The organism is Candidatus Nitrospira bockiana (genome assembly GCF_965152565.1).
This window is the reverse complement of record NZ_OZ224215.1, coordinates 1,788,317-1,805,142: the sequence shown is the minus strand read 5'-3', so window position 1 is coordinate 1,805,142 and position 16,826 is coordinate 1,788,317. Positions and strand designations below refer to the sequence as shown.

Below are 16,826 nucleotides of genomic sequence, written 5' to 3'. Positions count from 1 at the left end.
ACCGACTCATGGCGATGGCGCCGTGGCACCGGCAACCGGCGGCTGGTCGACGATCTTGAAGCGCATCGTCCCCACCTGGTTCACGGCATGGAACGGCTGTTGGCCTTGCGGCGTGACGTACAACTTGACCAAATATTGTCCCTTGGGCCACCCGCCCGGCGGGCTCTTCAACTCCAGGAACCCCCATCGGCTATGGCCGGGCACCTCGAGCACATCGCGGCCGACCGGTTTGTCGGAGGTCTTTCCGCTCGCATCCTCGAGGAACCACTGAGCCGAAAACTGCGCAGGATCCTCGAGCGGGGCCACCTCGAACACCACGTAGATGGCCGGGGTGTCCGGCGTGAACACCGAGGTGCCGGGGTCGACGGGCTTGATTCTCGGATCCTGCGTGTACCAACCCTGACGGCCAAAGCTGTCCCATTCGACTTCATAACCGCGGGCCATCTGAATCGAGATGAAAATCGACTGCGGCACGCCCCGCCGCTGCTCGTCGAACGACGGCGCACGCGTTTCTCCGAACTCGGTTTCCTGTTGTTCCTTGGGAGGCAGAAGATCTCTGGCCTGGGCTGCACCAACCGCGAGTTGCGACAGCAGGAGAACGGCGAGCACGGCCGACATCTTCCGCCCGACTCGGCTCTGTCCGATCATGCGATTCATAACGCACCTCTGCGTTCGATTCAACAGCAACTCTTTACTCCACGTCACTCGAGCGAGCAGGAGGGCGCAACTGCCGAGGCAAGGCCGGGCTTCACCGGGTGGAGGGATCCGACGATCTCCCGCGTTCCCGCTCCTCCTGCTTCATTTTCTCGAAGAACCGGTCGGAGTCGGATCGCGTCTGCGATGGCGGGGGCGGCGTCGCCGGCTTGGAGCTTGAGCCACACGCCGTGAGCGACAATGAGGTGAACAGGATCGCGTGGCCCACGAGCCATGCCGTCAGCTTTCTCATCAGCACCTCCTGGCGCGACATCTATGCGTATCTTACTGCACCGGTTGGGGAAAGACTACAAGAAGATCCTGGCTCGCCGCTCCTTGACTGGCCATGTACAGACGACTATGCTCGCTCACAAGGAGCCACCCATGTCGTTGCGCGATCGTCTCGAGGACGACCTCAAACAGGCCATGAAAAGCAAAGACCAGCTCCGGATGGACGTGATCCGGATGGTCAAGGCCGCGATTCTCAACAAGGAAATCGAGCTCAAGAAAGAGCTGGACGACGCAGAGATGAGCCGGGTCATGTCGACGCTGGTCAAGCAACGGCGTGAAGCGGTCGAACAGTATCAAAAAGCCAACCGGGCGGACCTGGCCGGAAAGGAATTACGGGAAATCGAGATCATCGAGCAATATCTGCCCAAGGCCCCGTCGCCGCAAGAGCTGGAAGAGCTCGTCGATGCCGTGATTCGGGAGACAGGCGCCAAGGGCCCGAAGGACATGGGCACGGTGATGAAGGCCGCCTTGGCCAGGCTGACCGGCCAGCACGTCGACGGCAAACAGCTCAGCGACCTCGTTCGTTCCAAACTCTAGCCTACTCTTTCCGCCAGGCTCTTCTCTCTCCACTCTCCGGCGGGATTTGACCGAACCCCCTGCCACTGCTATCTTTTTGACACGAATTCTTTCTCCTATCCGGACATCGAGGCGCGAAGAGCATGAGCATTCTGATCGTGGATGACTCCCGTGACGACACCCAACTCTTGAAGGCGATGCTGGAGGGCGCCGGATATCGGGACGTCCTGACCGCCGAATCCGCCGACAGCGCGTACCAGATCCTGGGAGTCAAAGATCCGACACAGGTCACCCCCAAAATCGACCTGATCCTGCTGGATGTCCTCATGCCTGCAACCAACGGCATTCAAGTCTGCCGCCGTATCAAATCGATCGAACGGCTCCGCGACATCCCCATCATCATCGTGACGGTGCAGACGGATCCCGTCGATCTCCAGTTGGCCTTTGCCGAAGGTGCCATCGACTACATCCGTAAGCCGTTGATCAAAGTGGAGCTGTTGGCACGCGTCCGGTCGGTCTTGCGGCTGGCCCAGGAGATCAGTCGGCGAAAGGCGCGCGAGCAAGAGCTCCTCCAGGTCATGCAGCGGCTCGAAGATGCCAACGAGCGTCTCCGACAGCTCTCCAGCCTCGACGGCTTGACCGAGGTGGCGAATCGCCGGCGGTTCGACGAATTCTTCGATCAAGAGTGGCGGCGTGCGACGCGGGATGCACTCCCCTTCTCACTGATCTTCTTCGATATCGACTTTTTCAAGGCCTACAACGACACGTACGGGCACTTGGCGGGCGACGAATGTTTGCGCCAAGTCGTCCAGACGGTTCGCGGCGCGCTACACCGCCCCGGCGACCTGCTGGCGCGCTATGGGGGAGACGAATTCGTCGTGGCATTGCCGGGCACGTCAAAGGACGGGGCGCTTCAGGTCGCCGAAACCCTTCGCGCGAAGGTCGAGGCGCTGGCCATCGGCATTACGATCAGCCTCGGCGTCGCCTCCTGCAGCCCAGACCGCCACCTTCAGCCGTCGAGTCTCACCGTGGCCGCCGACCGTGCGCTGTATCAGGCCAAGCACGAAGGGCGGAACTGTGCACGGGCCGTCGACCCCGTGGAACAGCCGGTGGGCGCCGACAAGCCCCTCTGACGGCCGTCGTTCCTACCGCTCCTCCCTTGCCGGCCGGCGTCCTGGTCGCCCCTTCTCCGGCTCTGTGCTCCTCGATCGATGGTCGCCGATGTTCTCGGTCGAGCTCGGCCCACCGGCATCGGCGTTCGGCGTGGCGCTCGGGTTGCCCGTGATCTCGGTCGACACGTCGACGCCCATCGGCATGCCCTCGGTCGTCCGCATCCGGAAAGTCGGTGCATCCGTCGTCGACAGTCCGCGGCCGGACTCTTGCCGGCGCGTACCGCCCGACGCTGATTTGCCGCTGCGTGTCTTGGGTGGCATCGTTTCCTCTCCTCTTCCACGCAGCCTACCATGCCGCCGCGTTGTATCCGCTGTCGGATGGGGGGCTCCCCGACCGTCAGCCGGAAGCAGAAGGCGGCGGAGCACGGCATTCGTAGAAACCCCACTTGCATCCAGCCGCTGCGGTTCCGTAGGATCACCGGCCGTTTGACTCATCCACCCGCGCTCGACATCTCCAAGGAGGAGCACGCATGTTCATGCCGATCGAAGATCAGGAAGAGCTCGAAACCCGACGAGACCTGCTGGCCCGCGCGAGACGGGGCGATCAACAGGCCCGCGCTTTTCTGCTGGAGCACTATCACGTGCGAATCTACACTCCCACGGAACCGAGCAGTGGTGACCCGATCCGCTGACGCAGACAACCGAGCACTGCTTCCAAGACCCGGCGGGTTCCGGCAACGACCCCCTATGCCGTGAAGCGTCGCGGGACTGCATCGAGGCGCATGATTCGGGGGAAGCTTCGAGGGTTCAGCGTCCGCTCGGCCGATGGAGCGGACGAATCAGCCGAAGGGGTTCATGCCCACGCGCGGCCGATCGTCGTCTTGAACGCTCCGGACATATCCTTCCAACTCGTCCACGAGGCGGAGGGCCTCCTCTGCTCGACCTTCCAGGGCCGCCCGCTCCAGGGCACGGCCAATTCGGCTGATTTCATCGAAGCCGAAAGAGACTCCGTGGCCGGCGGAGCGGTGTCCGATCAGGCGGACGGTGGACCAGTCGCGTGCATCGATGGCCCGGCGTAATACCGGCAGCTCGTCTCGACGCCGACGGACGTACTCGGGAATCAGCTCGGCAATCTCGGGGTCCGGCGCGAGCGCGGGGACGTTCGGAGCGCTGAGGGGCCTGCCCGTCATCGCACCGCTCCGATCTCCCCCCGCGGAGCCGCCGACCACTGCTGCAGGAAGGCGGTGACCTCCTCGGCGGGCAATGGACGGCTGAAGGCAAAGCCTTGCCCGCAGTGACACCCGTAACGCTGCAACAGATCCATTTGCTCCTGCGTTTCGATGCCTTCGGCGATCACGCGGAGCTTCAGCGATTGCGCCATGGCGATGATGGCATGCACGATCGCTTGGGCGTCGGGACTGGCGCTCAAATCATGCGTGAACGCGCGGTCGATCTTGAGCGTATCGATCGGGAACCGGCGGAGATACACCAACGACGAGTAGCCGGTGCCGAAATCGTCGATCGACAACTGCGCGCCCATCGTCTTCAACTCCTGCAAGGTTTTCAGCGCGACTTCCGCATCGTGCATGATGCTCGTTTCCGTCAACTCTATTTCGAGGTTCTGCGCGGCGACCTTCGTCTCCTTGAGCACGTGGGACACTTTCGCGACCAGGTGCGCGTCCCTGAACTGCTTGGCTGAAATGTTCACGGCCAACCGCAGCGGGACGAATCCGGCATCATGCCAGGCGCTGAGTTGCACGCATGCTTGCCGCAGCACGTTCGTGCCGATCTCGACGATCAGGCCCGTTTCTTCGGCGAGCGGGATGAAGTCTCCCGGCGGGATGAGACCGGCTTCCGGGTCCTTCCAGCGCGCCAAGGCTTCCACGCCGATGATCTCGTTCGTCACAAAGTTGATCTGCGGCTGATAGTGGACCACGATCTCGCCCCGCTCGATGGCCTTGTGCAGCCGAGACTCCAGAACCAGCCGCTGATAGGCGCGATCGTTCAACTCCGGCGAGTAGAACTCGTAGGTATTCTTCCCGCGCTCTTTCGCACGGTACATGGCCGCATCGGCGTGCTTGAGCAAATTCCCGGGATCGGCGGCGTCCGGTTCGGTCAGCGCGATCCCGATGCTGGCCGTCACGAAGACCTCATGCCCCCCGATGAGGAACGGACGCCGGAGGGTCGTCAACAGCCGCTCCGCCAAACGCCCCGCCGTCTCGGCGGAGCCGACCTTCTGCAGCAGGATGACGAACTCATCCGCCCCGAACCGTGCGATGGTGTCGCTGGCGCGCAAGGATTCCTTCAATCTGAGCGCGGCCGCTTTCAGCAATTGATCCCCCATCACATGGCCCAGCGTCTCGTTGATCCGCTTGAACCCGTCCAGATCCACCGCCAGGATCGCGCTCGCGCGGGCGCCCGCGAGGCGTGAACGCAGGTGCTGGGCCGCCAAGCGCACGAAGTGGCGGCGGTTCGGCAACCCCGTCAACTGGTCGTAATAGGTCAGCATGCGCGCGGTCTCGGCGGTGCGGCGATAGAAGATCGCCATGATCAGGAGAAAGGGAATGCGGATGAGGTGGTGCTCGAGCACCTGTCCGGTCGCCTTGACCTCCTGATAGAGCACGAACCCGTAGATAACGGTCACGAGCGCCAAGAAGATCGTCATCGTCAGGGCCGTGCGCGTGGCGGTGACGATGAGGATGATCACGAAGAAGGCGAGATAGAGGTCCGATCCGGCCGTTCCCGACCCGTACATCATGGTCGTGGTGACCGCGGTGTCGAAGACCGCGAGCGCTCCCGGGAACCATTCCGTCGTGAGCAAGCGCAACGGGATGACCATGATGAGGCCGCAGGCGGACATGAGCCCGAGGATGATGAGCAGCTCGAAATCGTGTGAAGGCTTCGATGTCGGCGAGAGGAGGAGTTGATAGGCCAGGACGATGCTCACGAGCGCCTGCAACTGCAGGAAGTTGGACCGGACCATCCACGCTCCCTTTGCGGCGTCCTGCGTGTCACCCGGCAGCACACGGTTCGGCTCGGCTTTCATGGCCCTCTCCATCGTGCATCAGCCCTGACGAAGGGCGTTTTCCGGCTCATCCCGGCGGCTTCCGCGCGGTATCCCGGCCGCATCGCGCAATTGGCAGCTGACTTCGTACTGCCCCTTTCCCTTGGCCTTCGCACGGTACATGGCCAGATCGGCATCGCGGATGAGGTCCTCGGGCCGCTCATGGAGATTCGTGCTGACCGCAATCCCGATGCTGGCGCCGACGTGGACGCGCTGCCCCACGAGAATCGGCTCCTTCACCTTGGCCAAAATGCGTTCGGCGATTCTGACCACGTCCGCGCGGCTGGTGATGTGGTTGACCAACAACGTGAACTCATCGCCGCCGTACCGCGCCACGATGTCGCCGCGGCGCAGGCATGACTGCAGCCGTTTCGCGGTCTCGATCAGAACGGCATCCCCCGCCTTGTGTCCGAGCTTGTCGTTGATCGGTTTGAATCCGTCCAGATCCACGAACAGTACGGCGAAGAGAAATTCTTCGTTCTGCTTGGCCCATTTCACCGACCGCCACACCCGTTCGATGAACTGAGCCCGGTTGGGGAGGCCAGTGAGCGTATCGCACATGCTCTCGTGGCGCTCTTTTTCACTGGCTTCGGCTAGACGCTTGAGCTCGGTCTCGTTGACCCGAGTCTTGCCCACGAACACCAAGGCGGTGGCGATCAGGACGGGAATCACCGGCCACTGCGCCTCCAGCCCCGCGTGCCGCCATTCGAAGAGACCGAAGGCGGCTGCCACGACGACGGCACACCCGACGGCCGGGCCGGCGCGGAGTCCAACGCCGGCGACGAGGACGGGGACCAGGTATGCGAGCCCTGTGAGCTCGAGCGCCGCGTGGCGGTGAGCGGACAGCGCCGCGATCGCCGTATCGATCAGGACGAGGGCGGTCAGCAAGGCCGGGGACTGCAGCAGGCGCACGGGAGCGGTGCCGACCGCAGCGATGAGCGTGACGAGAGCGATCAGGGCCAGAAGCCTCTCCTGACCGGAGGGCAAGAGGGGAGCGGCCTGCACCACGACGAGGAGCAGGAGCGACTGCAACAGCACCAACATCAGACGAACGAGCACGGCGGGCGTCATGGCCGGCTTGCCGCCACCGTTTGCTTCACCAGTTGATGGACATCAGCCAGGCGAATCGGCTTTCGAACGTACATGATGTGGTGAGCGGCCCCCGGCTCGGCGCCCTGCGATTCCGTGATCGCCGCCGACAAGACGATGACCGGAATGTCGGGGTGCGATTTGAGATGCTCCAGGATCACGTGTCCGTCGGAGCCCGGGAAGAGCAGGTCGGCGATGACGAGATTCGGTCGGAGCGCATCCACCATGTCGCAGCCGGTGCGCGGATCGGGCGCCGCCTGAATCTCGAAGCCCTCCCGCACCAGACTGCTCTTGAGCAGGGCGACGGTGTCGAGATCGTCGTCGATGATCAGGATTCTCGGTCGTGGCATCACCACCCTCCTTGGGAGTCCAAAAACCGACGCAAGCGCTCCTTCTCGCCCGGGGCGATGGCAAGAAACTCGACCCCGCAATCCTTGCCCGACGCCCATCGCACCGCCGCACTCTCCACGATGACCGGCGGTTCGATCATCGCGATATAGATCCGCAATCGCGCATAATCACCTCGCGCCAGCTCGATGTCGCTTTCGAACCGGCACCCGCCCAACGAAAGGTTCGAGATCGTGCCGTCGCCTTCGACGTTCCCGACCGAGAATGAAATCGGAAGTTGCACGCCGTAGCGCGGATATTTCCGAATGACGACGGCGCGCTCAGAGAGCGCGTTGTCAGTGGTCCCAGGATCATGCGAGGATTCCATCTCCAGTCTCCCTGTGTGGCTCGGGCTCACCGTGCCCTTCAGCTCGTGGACACGCGATCGCCGGTCGGGGCCGGCACGGTCTGGCCGCCGGCCGACCGCCCATACTCCTCGACGGCGGCGAGCAGCACGCCTTTCCGCACCGGCTTGGTCAAATGGGCCGTCGCTCCGGCGGCCAGACTCTTGTCGGCATCCGCCGGCATGGCATGAGCGGTCAGCGCAAGGATCGGCATCGGGCGACGGCCTGCTTGCGCCTCCCAATGCCGGATCTTCCTGATGGCCGTGTAGCCGTCCATGACGGGCATTTGAAGGTCCATCAGGACCAGGTCGCACTGGCCGCTGCAGGCCTTCTCCACCGCATGGGCGCCGTTTTCCGCGATGATCAACCGGTAGGGCGTTCCTTTCAGATACGCGGTGACGAGCGCGCGGTTGTCCTCCGAATCCTCGGCCAAGAGGATCCGCAGCTCATGCCGTCCTTCGGGCTCAGCGGCCGCCTCCTGGCGTCGCCCCACCGCGTTCAACACGTCCTCGAGATCGGCCTGCTTGGGCGGCTTCGTCACGAACCCGCCGATCTGCAGCTTCGCGCACCGCTCGATATCCTCACTTCGCCCCATCGCATTGAGCATCATGACGAGGCGCCGGCCAAGTCCCAACTCCTGCGCCATCGTCTGCGCCAACTGGAAGCCGCCTCCTCCGGGCAGGACGACGTCGACCAGGATGACGTGATAGGGAGCCTCGCCGTACATCACCGCGGAAATGGCTTGCTCGGCGTTCAACACCTCGATCACCACGGCCCCCCAGGCCATCAGCATCTCCCGAAGCGTCACGCGCAGCGAGGTGGTGCCGGTGACCAAAAGAATTCTGAGACCCCGGAGACCGTCAGGATGGCTCATCGCGTCCTGCGCGCGGGTCTTCGGAACTTCGAACTTGGCCGTGAAGCGAAACTCGCTGCCCTGCCCCGGCGTGCTGTGGAGCCGGATCTCGCCGCCCATGAGATCGATGAGGCGCTTGACGATCGCCAACCCCAAGCCGGTTCCCCCATACTGGCGCGTCGTGGAGGAGTCGGCCTGCTTGAAGCTTTCGAAAATTTCGGCGTGCTTCTCTTCGGGAATGCCGATCCCCGTATCCGCCACGGCGAACTCGATGAGCTCCCGATGCCCCCGACTCCGTTCCACACTCACGCCGACCGAGCCGGCCTCGGTGAATTTGATCGCGTTCCCGATCAAGTTCATCAGCACTTGGCGCAAACGATGCGGATCCCCGATCACGATCGGGGGCAGCTCCGGCGACACGGTACAGGTGAGCTCGAGCCCTTTTTCCCGAGCCCGTGGGGACAACATCTGAGCCGTGCCGCGCACGAGGGCCGGCAGGTCGAACGCAATCGACTCCAACGTCATCTGCCCGGCTTCGACCTTGGATAGATCAAGGATCTCGCTGATGAGTTTCAGCAAAGCCTCCCCTGCCCGCTTGCACGTCCGCAGGTACTGCTGCTGCTCGTCCGTCAGTTCGCTGTCCGCCAGGAGATCCGTCATCCCGAGGATCGCGTTGAGCGGCGTCCGGATCTCGTGGCTCATGTTGGCGAGGAACTGTGATTTGGCACGGCTCGCCGCTTCCGCCTTCTCCTTGGCCTGCTTCAGCTGCGCCTCGTACTGCTTGCGCTCGACGGTGCTCGTGAAGCTGACCACCACGCCGCGAAGCGCTCCCTTGTCGACGATCGGTTGGGCATGATACGCGACCGGAAACGAGGACCCGTCCTTCCGCCAGAGGAGGTCGTCCTCGTTCCGACATCCGTTCCGTGTCTGCAAGGTGCGGAAGATGGGGCACTCGTCGAACGGATACGGGCGTCCGTCGGTGCGCGTGTGATGAATCAGCGGATGAATGGCCCGCCCTACGAGCTCCTCCGGCTCGTACCCCAAGAGGCGCGCCCCCGATCTATTGATGAACGTGCATTCGCCCTTCAGATTGACGCCGTAGATCCCCTCGCTGGCCGAGTCGAGGATCATCAAACGGTCCTGGGCCAAGAACCGTTTTTCCTCCTCGGCCCTCAGCGCACGGGTCCGATCCATTTGGACCTTGTTCCACTCACGCCGCACACGAGAGGCCGTCCACACGAGCAGGATCAGCAGTGGACCGTAGACGACCAGCCCACCGAGAACGACGCGTTCGAGCACGCCATGGATGGGGGCAAGCACCTGCATCCTGTCCATCCGCACCAGGACCGTCCACCGGGGCTGTGGGGAACCGCCGACGTGGGACGTCGTGGCGTAGCCGGTGACCACCGGCACGTGTCTCCGCAGATGCTGCTCCATGACGAACCCCGGAAGGCCGGCTTCACTCGCCAAGGCCGATGGAAGCTGGAGGTCCTTCAAATTGACCAGGCCCTTGTGGCGGAGGTCGCTGTCGATGAAGGCATAGCCGGCTTCATTCAGCACCTGATACTCGACACCCGGTTCGTCGCTCCGCTCTCCCGAAAGCGTCTGAAGACTTCGACCCGCAAATTCCTCGATGAGGTCGGCCCCGACAAGCGCAAGGATGACCCCGTTGAACCGCTGCGCCCGGTCGAACAACGGCGCCGTGTAGGGCAGGGCTTCGAGGCCGCCGGCTTCGCCGAAGACCGCCACGTCTCCGACGCGAATGCTCTCCTCTCGCCGGCCGGCTTCCAGGAGGGCGGGCGTCACACGGTTGCCGACGGTCGCGGGATCGGTGGCCGCCACCACCCGGCCGGTGCGGTCGGTCAGGCCCAACCACACGTACATCGGATAGACCTGTTGGACGGCCTTCAACCGGCGGGTGGCGGCCGCGGTGTCCTGAGATTGGAAGATGGGCTCCTGCTGCAGCAGCGCCATGTCACCATAGCGTTGATCCAGCACCCACTCGATGGTCCGTGCAAGATCGGACGCGCTTTGCGCCAGACGCTGGCCGCTCTGGGCGATCAGTCGAGTTTCCAAATAGTGAAGGATGCCGAGGGCCATACCGAGGGTCACCGCAGCCATCGTCCCGATGAGAAGCGGCAGCCTTCTGTACACCTGCGGGAGAGGCATGGAAGTGCTTGGTGGGCCTAGGTGGGGCACCCGGTCGTGACGCGCCCATCGAGAACGGCCGTGACCAGCCGTCGCATCAAGGCGCTCAGCCGCTCCTGATCCTCCGCTTTCATCATCAGGAAGCCGACGCCGACATCGGAGCGTGAGCGCCAACGGATCACCGCCTTCTGGATCTCAATCGGACCTCCTCCGCACGCATCGGGAATCGACAGGTGGATTAGCGTCCCCGGCGGAAGCGCAATGTGGCCGCGGATGGTACAGTCACGAGGCGACAGCATGGCAACCACTCCCCATCCAGGCTCGGCGCCGTCCGAGCCGATCGGGCGAATCACAGCGTCGAGGTGGACCGTATGAGAAGAGAACCGCGCGCCGGTCGCCGGGGGTGGCAGACAGGGCGGCGGGACGGGGGCGTCGTGGCTCAGCGCCATGGTGACTCCTACGGCTGTTCCATTGCTGATCGTTGCTGTCCTTTGCTGCAATAAGCGTGTCACAAGATTCTGATTTCAATAGAGGACACACATACTGGCCCCGTCTTGTTTTTTGACTCTATGGGCTAGAGATGAATGTTTCTATCGTGGGAGGAGCATTCGCGAGGCCATGAGCGGCGGCTACGGGTGCGGGGAGCCAGGACCGGCATGCCCTGGGGACCAGATAGCGAAGCCTTTGCGGAATCGAGGCCCGGGAGACGATGGCCTGGGCGCGCCCGTCTCACGGAAGGCGCCGGCCATCTGACTCAATAGGCAGGCGCTCCTCCTAGCGTCGAGGATCGCGGGGCGGGGGCTCGGATCGTCCGATCAGATCGCTCGCCAGAACCGCCGCCTGGGAGCGGCGGGATATCTTCAACTTCTGAAAGATGTGGCTCAGGTAGTTGCGAACCGTATGGTCGCTGAGCTGCAACTCCGACGCGATCTCCTTGTTCGTTTTCCCCTCGGCGACGAGCCGCAGGACGCGCTGCTCCTGAAGCGACAGCGCCTTGGCCCCAGCAGGCTGCACGGGCGCCTGGGCCTCCCGATGGAGCCGGACCTGGATGGCGTGAATCATGGCGGAATCCATGATCGATTGCCCGCGCGCCACCAGATCGATGCTGCCCAGGAGCAACTCCTCATCCACCTGCTTGAGGACGAACCCGGCGGCGCCGGCGAGAACGGCCGCCAGCATGGAGTCCTCGTCGGCGGTCGAGGTGAGGAAGAGCACCTGGATGCCGGGTTCGCATGCCTTGATCGCACGGCAGGCGTCGACCCCGGTCCCGTCCGGCAAGCGCAGATCCATCAGCACCACGTCCGGTTTGAGTCGAAGCGCTTCGGCGACCCCGCTCTGCACATCACTGGCTTCCCCGATCACGCGAAAGCCCGGGCGACCGCCGATCAGCATGGCCAGCCCGGCTCGAACGACGCGGTGATCGTCGACCAAGAGCACGGTCACCTCTTTGCGGGGAGTCATGCGGACCCCTTGTTCACGATCTTCACCAAGATCCGTGTGCCTTCGCCGGGCTTCGCCTCGACCGTCAACACGGCGTGGATCTGTCTGGCTCGGCTCTCCAAATTCGAGAGGCCCTTACCGCGGACGATCCTGTCCGGCTCGAACCCGATCCCATCATCGGACACGTCCAACCATACCTCCTGCCCCACCCGCTGGAACCGCACGCGGCAGTGCCGTCCCTTGGAGTGACGAATGCTGTTGCTGATCGCTTCCTGCAGCAGATAGTAGAGATGGTACGCCTCCTGTTCGGTCAGGAGCCTGGCCGCATCCGCATCGAGATCGAAGAACAAGGACACGGGTTGGGCCGCCGTCAGCGCCGCTCCCATCCGTTTCACTTTATCGACGAAATCGACGCCACGGATCCGGCCGGGGTCTCCTTGAATGTAGCGCCGCAGCTCCTCGATCATGCCGTTGACGTGGACGATCGTCTCGCTGATGAGCGTCTCGGTTTGGTCAGGCCTGCTGGCGAGGACGCGTCGTGACTGATGCAGCAGGAGCCCGACCGCATACAACGATTGGACGATCCCATCGTGCAGGTTCTCGCTCAACTGCTGCCGTTCTTCGAGCAGCTCGCGCATCGCGAGGTCGGTCGCCCGCAACTCCTCCTCGACCAGCTTTCGGTGGGTGATGTCGGTGACGAAGGCGCAGAATTCGTGCGTGTCGGCGACGGTAAATGGATGGCAGGACAGCTCGATCGGAAACTCCGATCCGTCTCGGCGCAACGCGGTGAGTTGAAGACGCCGGTCGAAGATGGGCCCTGTTCCGGTCGCGAGAAACCAATCGAGCCCGGCCGTGTGCAGATGCCGATACTGCCGAGGGATAATCGTTTCAGCCACCAATTTCCCCACCACCTCGTCCCGGGCCCAGCCGAACATCCGCTCCGCTTGTCGATTCCAAACCGTGATCCGCCCGCACTCGTCCATACCCACCACCGCGTCATGCGCGGTTTCGATCATCGCACGCAGGCGCGTTTCGCTGTCATGCCATGCAGCCTCGGTGCGGCGTCGCTCTTGTCGGCCTCGTGCCTCTCGAATCTCCCTCTCGAGGGCCGGCCCCAGCCGGGACAGCCGCCCCTTCATCACGTAATCGTGCGCCCCGGCCCGCATCGCCTCCGCCGCCAGATCCTCCCCGATGGCCTCCGACACGACGATGAACGGGAGGTCCTTCCCGCTGGCACGAAGCACCGCCAACGCATCCAAGGCGGTGAATTGCGCCATGCTGTAGTCCGCCAGAACGGCGTCCCACGACTCGCGATCCAGCGCCTCCCGCATGGCGGCCGCAGAGTCGACCCGAAGCCATTGCACTTGGTATCCGCGGCGTTCGAGCTCCCGAACCGTCAAGCGGGCATCGTCCTCGGAATCCTCCACGAGGAGGAGGGCGAGCGTTGCCGACATCAGCCTCTCCCCGTCGCCGAACTCCGGCTTGCCGCGATCAGGTCCCTGCTCGCCTTTTGGCGGCAGACCACGTAGGCCGCGGTCCACAGAGTCGTGAGCCCGATGAACCGGTTGAACGCCACGACTTCGGGCACGACCGCTGCTGGAGGCCGGTACCAACCGCCGAGCGTAAACGCGGTGCACAGCCCGGTCACGCCGAGCGACGCGCGCCGAGACGGCGTCTTGACGGTCAGAAGAATGGGAAAGATGTAAAGGGAGGCAATTCCCCAGCCGAGCGGCGTCACGAGGTCGACGACAAAAACAGCAGCGGAAGCAGCAACGACAAGACTGAGATTCACGCTCGAAGCGACACCGGTCACTCCCGCATGACCTACGTTCCCCCAGCGCAACACGCGACCGCCATGTTCACTCATCATTCCGATGTGGACGGCGGCTGGTGATTATCGGGCACTGATCTTTTTTCGACCAGGGCCAAATGTACCTATTTCCTGCCCTTCGCGCCTCTGGGTGTCTCTGCTATTCTTGTGCGGTACGCCGCCGTCGAATCTCCGTGAGGGTCGCATGAACTCGTCGGTCGATGTCGAACCAGCGATTTGGACGGTGACCGAGGTCGCTCAATTTCTCCGTGTCCCTCGTTCGACGGTCTACAAGCTGGCGAAGCGCGGCCTCCTTCCCGGTCAAAAAGTCGGCAAGCATTGGAGGTTCGTGCGCGACGACATCGAGAAGTGGATCCGGTCTCGTCCGGACGGGCGCAGTGTGGACTGAGACCCAATCCGCGACGCAACGACCGCATCCCAGACCCTGGCACTGACGCCAGGCACCCGATGAGGTGAAGAGAGACAGACCGAACAGGGAGGGCCCGGGGGCCGACGGCGGCCACCGAGGTGATGGGAGCAGTCGGCGGGGATTCAGCTCTTGTTCGTCCAGTGTTGCAGCATCAGCGCCTTCAGCCGTGTCCGACCTTCCGGAGCGATCTCGAGGAACTCGAGGCCTGCGCTGGGCGGTCGGCAGCTCCGCACAGCCGCGGCGCGGATCTCGATTGGACCCAGCTCGGGAAGGTCCAACGCCAGGCCGATGATCGTGCCGCTCTGTAACCGTGCTTCCGTTTCGATCGTACAGCCGCCCAGCGAGATGTCGGTACTCCACCCCTCGATTTCACTCCCCTGATCTCGGAGAAGAACCCGGCATTTGAAGGGAAGGCGATGGTAGAGGCGCCGGTCGATCGGCTTCGAGACGTAATGGACTCCCCATTGGAATTGCCGAAACCGCTTGCCGCAGAGCTGGCAATGAAACGGATAGATGAAGGCCCAGGACAAGACGTGGTCGATCGGCCAGCGCCGAGACACTCGCTTGACATAGATCGTGGTGCAAGAGGGGCATGTCGGTCGCGGGGTCATTGGTCTATCCTTCGGTTGAAGCCGGCCGGTCATGATCGGTCCGTCTGGTAAAGTGTATCGCCGCGGCGCGGTGCGTCAAGAATGGCGGGTGCCGGCCGCATTCCTCTCGGGGCGAGAGCGTCCGGCAATCACGACCATCTTGTGATGTCATGGCCGCCTGCCGACGATTGCCTCTCCCATCCTTGCTCGTGCGAGAGGCCTTTTCCCCGTCCGCACCTTGACGCCGGGCGCGTCAGCCTCGCCCTCCTTCCTTGCCGCGGCTTCACCAGTATGGTACCTCTTGCCCGCTGCGTCGATCCCACCCGTATGGAGGACTACCGATGCGCGCATCCATCACGTTCGCCGGTCATCTGATCCTGATGGCGCTCCTACTCGTCTGGCAATCCACGGCCTTTGCAGAGCCCAAGAGCACGGATGTCGCTGAGCCCGCGCCTGCGGCGGTCGTCTTCAACAACGAGCCGCTCTTCTTCGTCTATTCGAAGCTCGGGCCGTTTTCTCCCGAAGACCGGGCACGAGCGGCCGAAGGACGGCTCGCACGGCTCGCGAAAGATCCTTCGGCGAAGATCGACGACATTACCGTGGTGGAAGGAGAGCGGGCGGTCGAGATCGTGTGCGGTGAGACGGTCATCCTGGCCGTCACCGATCGCGATGCAGCGGCCTTGGGCAAGGCCCCGCAGGAAGTCGCACGGGACTATGCGCGGACGATCAAGCGCGCGCTCGAGCGGGTGCACGGAGAGCTGTCGCTGCGCGCGCTCGCGGTCGATGCGCTGTGGGCCGTTCTCGCCACCGTGGTCCTGCTTTTGGCCCTCTGGCTCCTCAAGGTTCTCTTTCGGAAGGCGTTGCTCAAGCTCGAGGGGTGGAAAGGGACGTACATCCACTCGATCAAGATCCAACGGGTCGAGCTGCTCTCGGCCGACCAGATCCTGGCGGCGGCGCTATGGCTCATCAAGGCCCTTCGAATCACCGCCATGGCCTTTCTCCTTTACTCATACCTGACCTCCGTACTTGGGTTTTTCCCCTGGACGCGGAAGCTCTCGGAGCAGCTCTTGGGCTACCTGCTTTCGCCGGTTGCGGCGATCGTCCAGGCGTTCACCACCCATATCCCGGACCTCATCGCCATTGTCGTGATCGTCTTCGTGACCCGGTACATCACCAAGCTGGTTCACGTTCTGTTTTCGGGCATCGAACGGGGCGCCGTCACGTTTCCCGGATTTCATCGGGATTGGGCCCAACCCACCTACAAGATCGTTCGCTTTCTGATCTTTGCCCTCGCCGCCATCGCAATTTTTCCCTATGTACCAGGTTCGCACTCGCCGGCATTTCAAGGTATCTCCGTCTTCCTTGGTGTCCTCTTTTCTCTGGGCTCGACGGGCGCCGTGAGCAACGTCGTGTCTGGCATTGTCTTGACCTATATGCGGCCGTTCCAGATCGGCGATCGCGTCAAGATCGCCGAAACGATCGGGGATGTGACCGAACGGGAGCTGCTCGTGACCCGAATTCGGACCATCAAGAACGTGGACATCACCATTCCGAACGCGATGGTGCTGGGCAGCCATATCATCAACTACAGCTCGTCCGCGAATGAACGCGGGCTGATTTTGCACACGGCCGTGACCATCGGCTACGATGCCCCCTGGAAAACAGTGCATGACCTATTGATCGCGGCGGCGAAAGCGACGCCGCGCATCCTCGAGACGCCCCAACCCTATGTCCTGCAGACGAGCTTGAACGATTTTTACGTGACCTATGAGCTGAACGCCTACACCGCAGAGCCCAACCAGATGGCGGAGACCTATTCCCTGCTCCACCAGCACATCCAGGACACATTCAATGAAGCCGGCGTCGAGATCATGTCGCCGCATTACACGCAAATCCGGGACGGCAACAAGACCACCATCCCGGACGCCTACCTGCCCCAGACCTATACGGCGCCGGCCTTCCGGATCACCTCGGTAGAGCCCATGAGCTCGAGACCCAACGGAGAGCTGTCGAAGGACAGGTTACGGCCGTCCTAGCGAGGTGAAGAACGGCGGATCGC

Annotated in this window: 19 protein-coding genes; 5 read left to right on the top strand and 14 right to left on the bottom strand. The window is 63.3% G+C overall.

Features of this window, described 5'->3' with window-relative positions; translation table 11 throughout:
- Nucleotides 1-6: 6 nt before the first annotated feature.
- Nucleotides 7-657: a hypothetical protein gene (locus ACWHYV_RS08950; protein WP_447980292.1), complete on the bottom strand. Its 651-nt coding sequence runs from the start codon at nucleotides 655-657 to the stop codon at nucleotides 7-9.
- A 91-nt stretch (nucleotides 658-748) separates the two neighbouring features.
- A complete protein-coding gene (locus ACWHYV_RS08945; RefSeq protein WP_447980291.1) occupies nucleotides 749-946 on the bottom strand; it encodes a hypothetical protein in 198 nt (65 codons plus the stop codon).
- Nucleotides 947-1,077: 131 nt separating this feature from the next.
- Here ACWHYV_RS08945 and ACWHYV_RS08940 point away from each other — a divergent pair, with 131 nt between their 5' ends.
- Both ACWHYV_RS08940 and ACWHYV_RS08935 read left to right on the top strand, forming a co-directional pair.
- Nucleotides 1,078-1,521 carry a GatB/YqeY domain-containing protein gene (locus tag ACWHYV_RS08940; protein ID WP_447980290.1) on the top strand — a complete coding sequence of 148 codons (444 nt, stop codon included), beginning with the start codon at nucleotides 1,078-1,080 and terminating at the stop codon, nucleotides 1,519-1,521.
- Between the two features lie 122 nt (nucleotides 1,522-1,643).
- On the top strand, nucleotides 1,644-2,633 hold the full coding sequence (locus ACWHYV_RS08935) for a GGDEF domain-containing response regulator (protein WP_447980289.1): 990 nt from the start codon (nucleotides 1,644-1,646) through the stop codon (nucleotides 2,631-2,633).
- Nucleotides 2,634-2,645: 12 nt separating this feature from the next.
- On the opposite strand, the gene ACWHYV_RS08930 is transcribed toward ACWHYV_RS08935, so the two are convergent.
- Nucleotides 2,646-2,933 carry a hypothetical protein gene (locus tag ACWHYV_RS08930; protein WP_447980288.1) on the bottom strand — a complete coding sequence of 96 codons (288 nt, stop codon included), beginning with the start codon at nucleotides 2,931-2,933 and terminating at the stop codon, nucleotides 2,646-2,648.
- 209 nt (nucleotides 2,934-3,142) lie between these two features.
- On the opposite strand from ACWHYV_RS08930, the gene ACWHYV_RS08925 reads away from it, so the two are divergent.
- A complete protein-coding gene (locus ACWHYV_RS08925) occupies nucleotides 3,143-3,304 on the top strand; it encodes a hypothetical protein (protein ID WP_447980287.1) in 162 nt (53 codons plus the stop codon).
- Between the two features lie 147 nt (nucleotides 3,305-3,451).
- Here the strand turns inward: ACWHYV_RS08925 and ACWHYV_RS08920 are convergent, their stop codons facing one another.
- From ACWHYV_RS08920 to ACWHYV_RS08875, 10 genes are all read right to left on the bottom strand, one after another.
- Nucleotides 3,452-3,802, bottom strand: a complete 351-nt coding sequence (locus tag ACWHYV_RS08920; protein ID WP_447980286.1) for an Hpt domain-containing protein — start codon at nucleotides 3,800-3,802, stop codon at nucleotides 3,452-3,454.
- Nucleotides 3,799-5,658 (bottom strand): putative bifunctional diguanylate cyclase/phosphodiesterase, encoded by a 1,860-nt coding sequence (locus tag ACWHYV_RS08915; RefSeq protein WP_447980285.1) that lies wholly within the window; start codon nucleotides 5,656-5,658, stop codon nucleotides 3,799-3,801. Before ACWHYV_RS08915 ends, ACWHYV_RS08920 begins: the two co-directional genes overlap by 4 nt.
- Nucleotides 5,659-5,676: 18 nt before the next feature.
- Nucleotides 5,677-6,747, bottom strand: a complete 1,071-nt coding sequence (locus ACWHYV_RS08910) for a diguanylate cyclase domain-containing protein (protein WP_447980284.1) — start codon at nucleotides 6,745-6,747, stop codon at nucleotides 5,677-5,679.
- Nucleotides 6,744-7,115, bottom strand: a complete 372-nt coding sequence (locus tag ACWHYV_RS08905) for a response regulator (RefSeq protein WP_447980283.1) — start codon at nucleotides 7,113-7,115, stop codon at nucleotides 6,744-6,746. Before ACWHYV_RS08905 ends, ACWHYV_RS08910 begins: the two co-directional genes overlap by 4 nt.
- A complete protein-coding gene (locus tag ACWHYV_RS08900; protein WP_447980282.1) occupies nucleotides 7,115-7,480 on the bottom strand; it encodes a PilZ domain-containing protein in 366 nt (121 codons plus the stop codon). The genes ACWHYV_RS08905 and ACWHYV_RS08900 overlap by 1 nt, the downstream gene beginning before the upstream one ends.
- 38 nt (nucleotides 7,481-7,518) lie before the next feature.
- Nucleotides 7,519-10,470 carry a response regulator gene (locus tag ACWHYV_RS08895; RefSeq protein ID WP_447980281.1) on the bottom strand — a complete coding sequence of 984 codons (2,952 nt, stop codon included), beginning with the start codon at nucleotides 10,468-10,470 and terminating at the stop codon, nucleotides 7,519-7,521.
- Nucleotides 10,471-10,535: 65 nt separating this feature from the next.
- On the bottom strand, nucleotides 10,536-10,946 hold the full coding sequence (locus ACWHYV_RS08890) for a hypothetical protein (protein ID WP_447980280.1): 411 nt from the start codon (nucleotides 10,944-10,946) through the stop codon (nucleotides 10,536-10,538).
- Nucleotides 10,947-11,271: 325 nt separating this feature from the next.
- Nucleotides 11,272-11,958 (bottom strand): response regulator, encoded by a 687-nt coding sequence (locus tag ACWHYV_RS08885; RefSeq protein ID WP_447980279.1) that lies wholly within the window; start codon nucleotides 11,956-11,958, stop codon nucleotides 11,272-11,274.
- Nucleotides 11,955-13,391 (bottom strand): PAS domain S-box protein, encoded by a 1,437-nt coding sequence (locus ACWHYV_RS08880; RefSeq protein ID WP_447980278.1) that lies wholly within the window; start codon nucleotides 13,389-13,391, stop codon nucleotides 11,955-11,957. Before ACWHYV_RS08880 ends, ACWHYV_RS08885 begins: the two co-directional genes overlap by 4 nt.
- Nucleotides 13,391-13,729: a hypothetical protein gene (locus ACWHYV_RS08875; RefSeq protein WP_447980277.1), complete on the bottom strand. Its 339-nt coding sequence runs from the start codon at nucleotides 13,727-13,729 to the stop codon at nucleotides 13,391-13,393. Before ACWHYV_RS08875 ends, ACWHYV_RS08880 begins: the two co-directional genes overlap by 1 nt.
- A 223-nt stretch (nucleotides 13,730-13,952) precedes the next feature.
- Here ACWHYV_RS08875 and ACWHYV_RS08870 point away from each other — a divergent pair, with 223 nt between their 5' ends.
- Complete coding sequence (locus ACWHYV_RS08870) at nucleotides 13,953-14,156, top strand: helix-turn-helix domain-containing protein (RefSeq protein WP_447980276.1); 204 nt, start codon at nucleotides 13,953-13,955, stop codon at nucleotides 14,154-14,156.
- Nucleotides 14,157-14,299: 143 nt separating this feature from the next.
- On the opposite strand, the gene ACWHYV_RS08865 is transcribed toward ACWHYV_RS08870, so the two are convergent.
- Nucleotides 14,300-14,788, bottom strand: coding sequence for a PilZ domain-containing protein (locus ACWHYV_RS08865; RefSeq protein WP_447980275.1), 489 nt, complete (start codon nucleotides 14,786-14,788; stop codon nucleotides 14,300-14,302).
- Between the two features lie 320 nt (nucleotides 14,789-15,108).
- Between ACWHYV_RS08865 and ACWHYV_RS08860 the strand changes: the two genes are divergently transcribed.
- Entirely contained in the window at nucleotides 15,109-16,803 is a 1,695-nt protein-coding gene (locus ACWHYV_RS08860) for a mechanosensitive ion channel family protein (RefSeq protein ID WP_447980274.1), read from the top strand.
- Nucleotides 16,804-16,826: the final 23 nt, after the last annotated feature.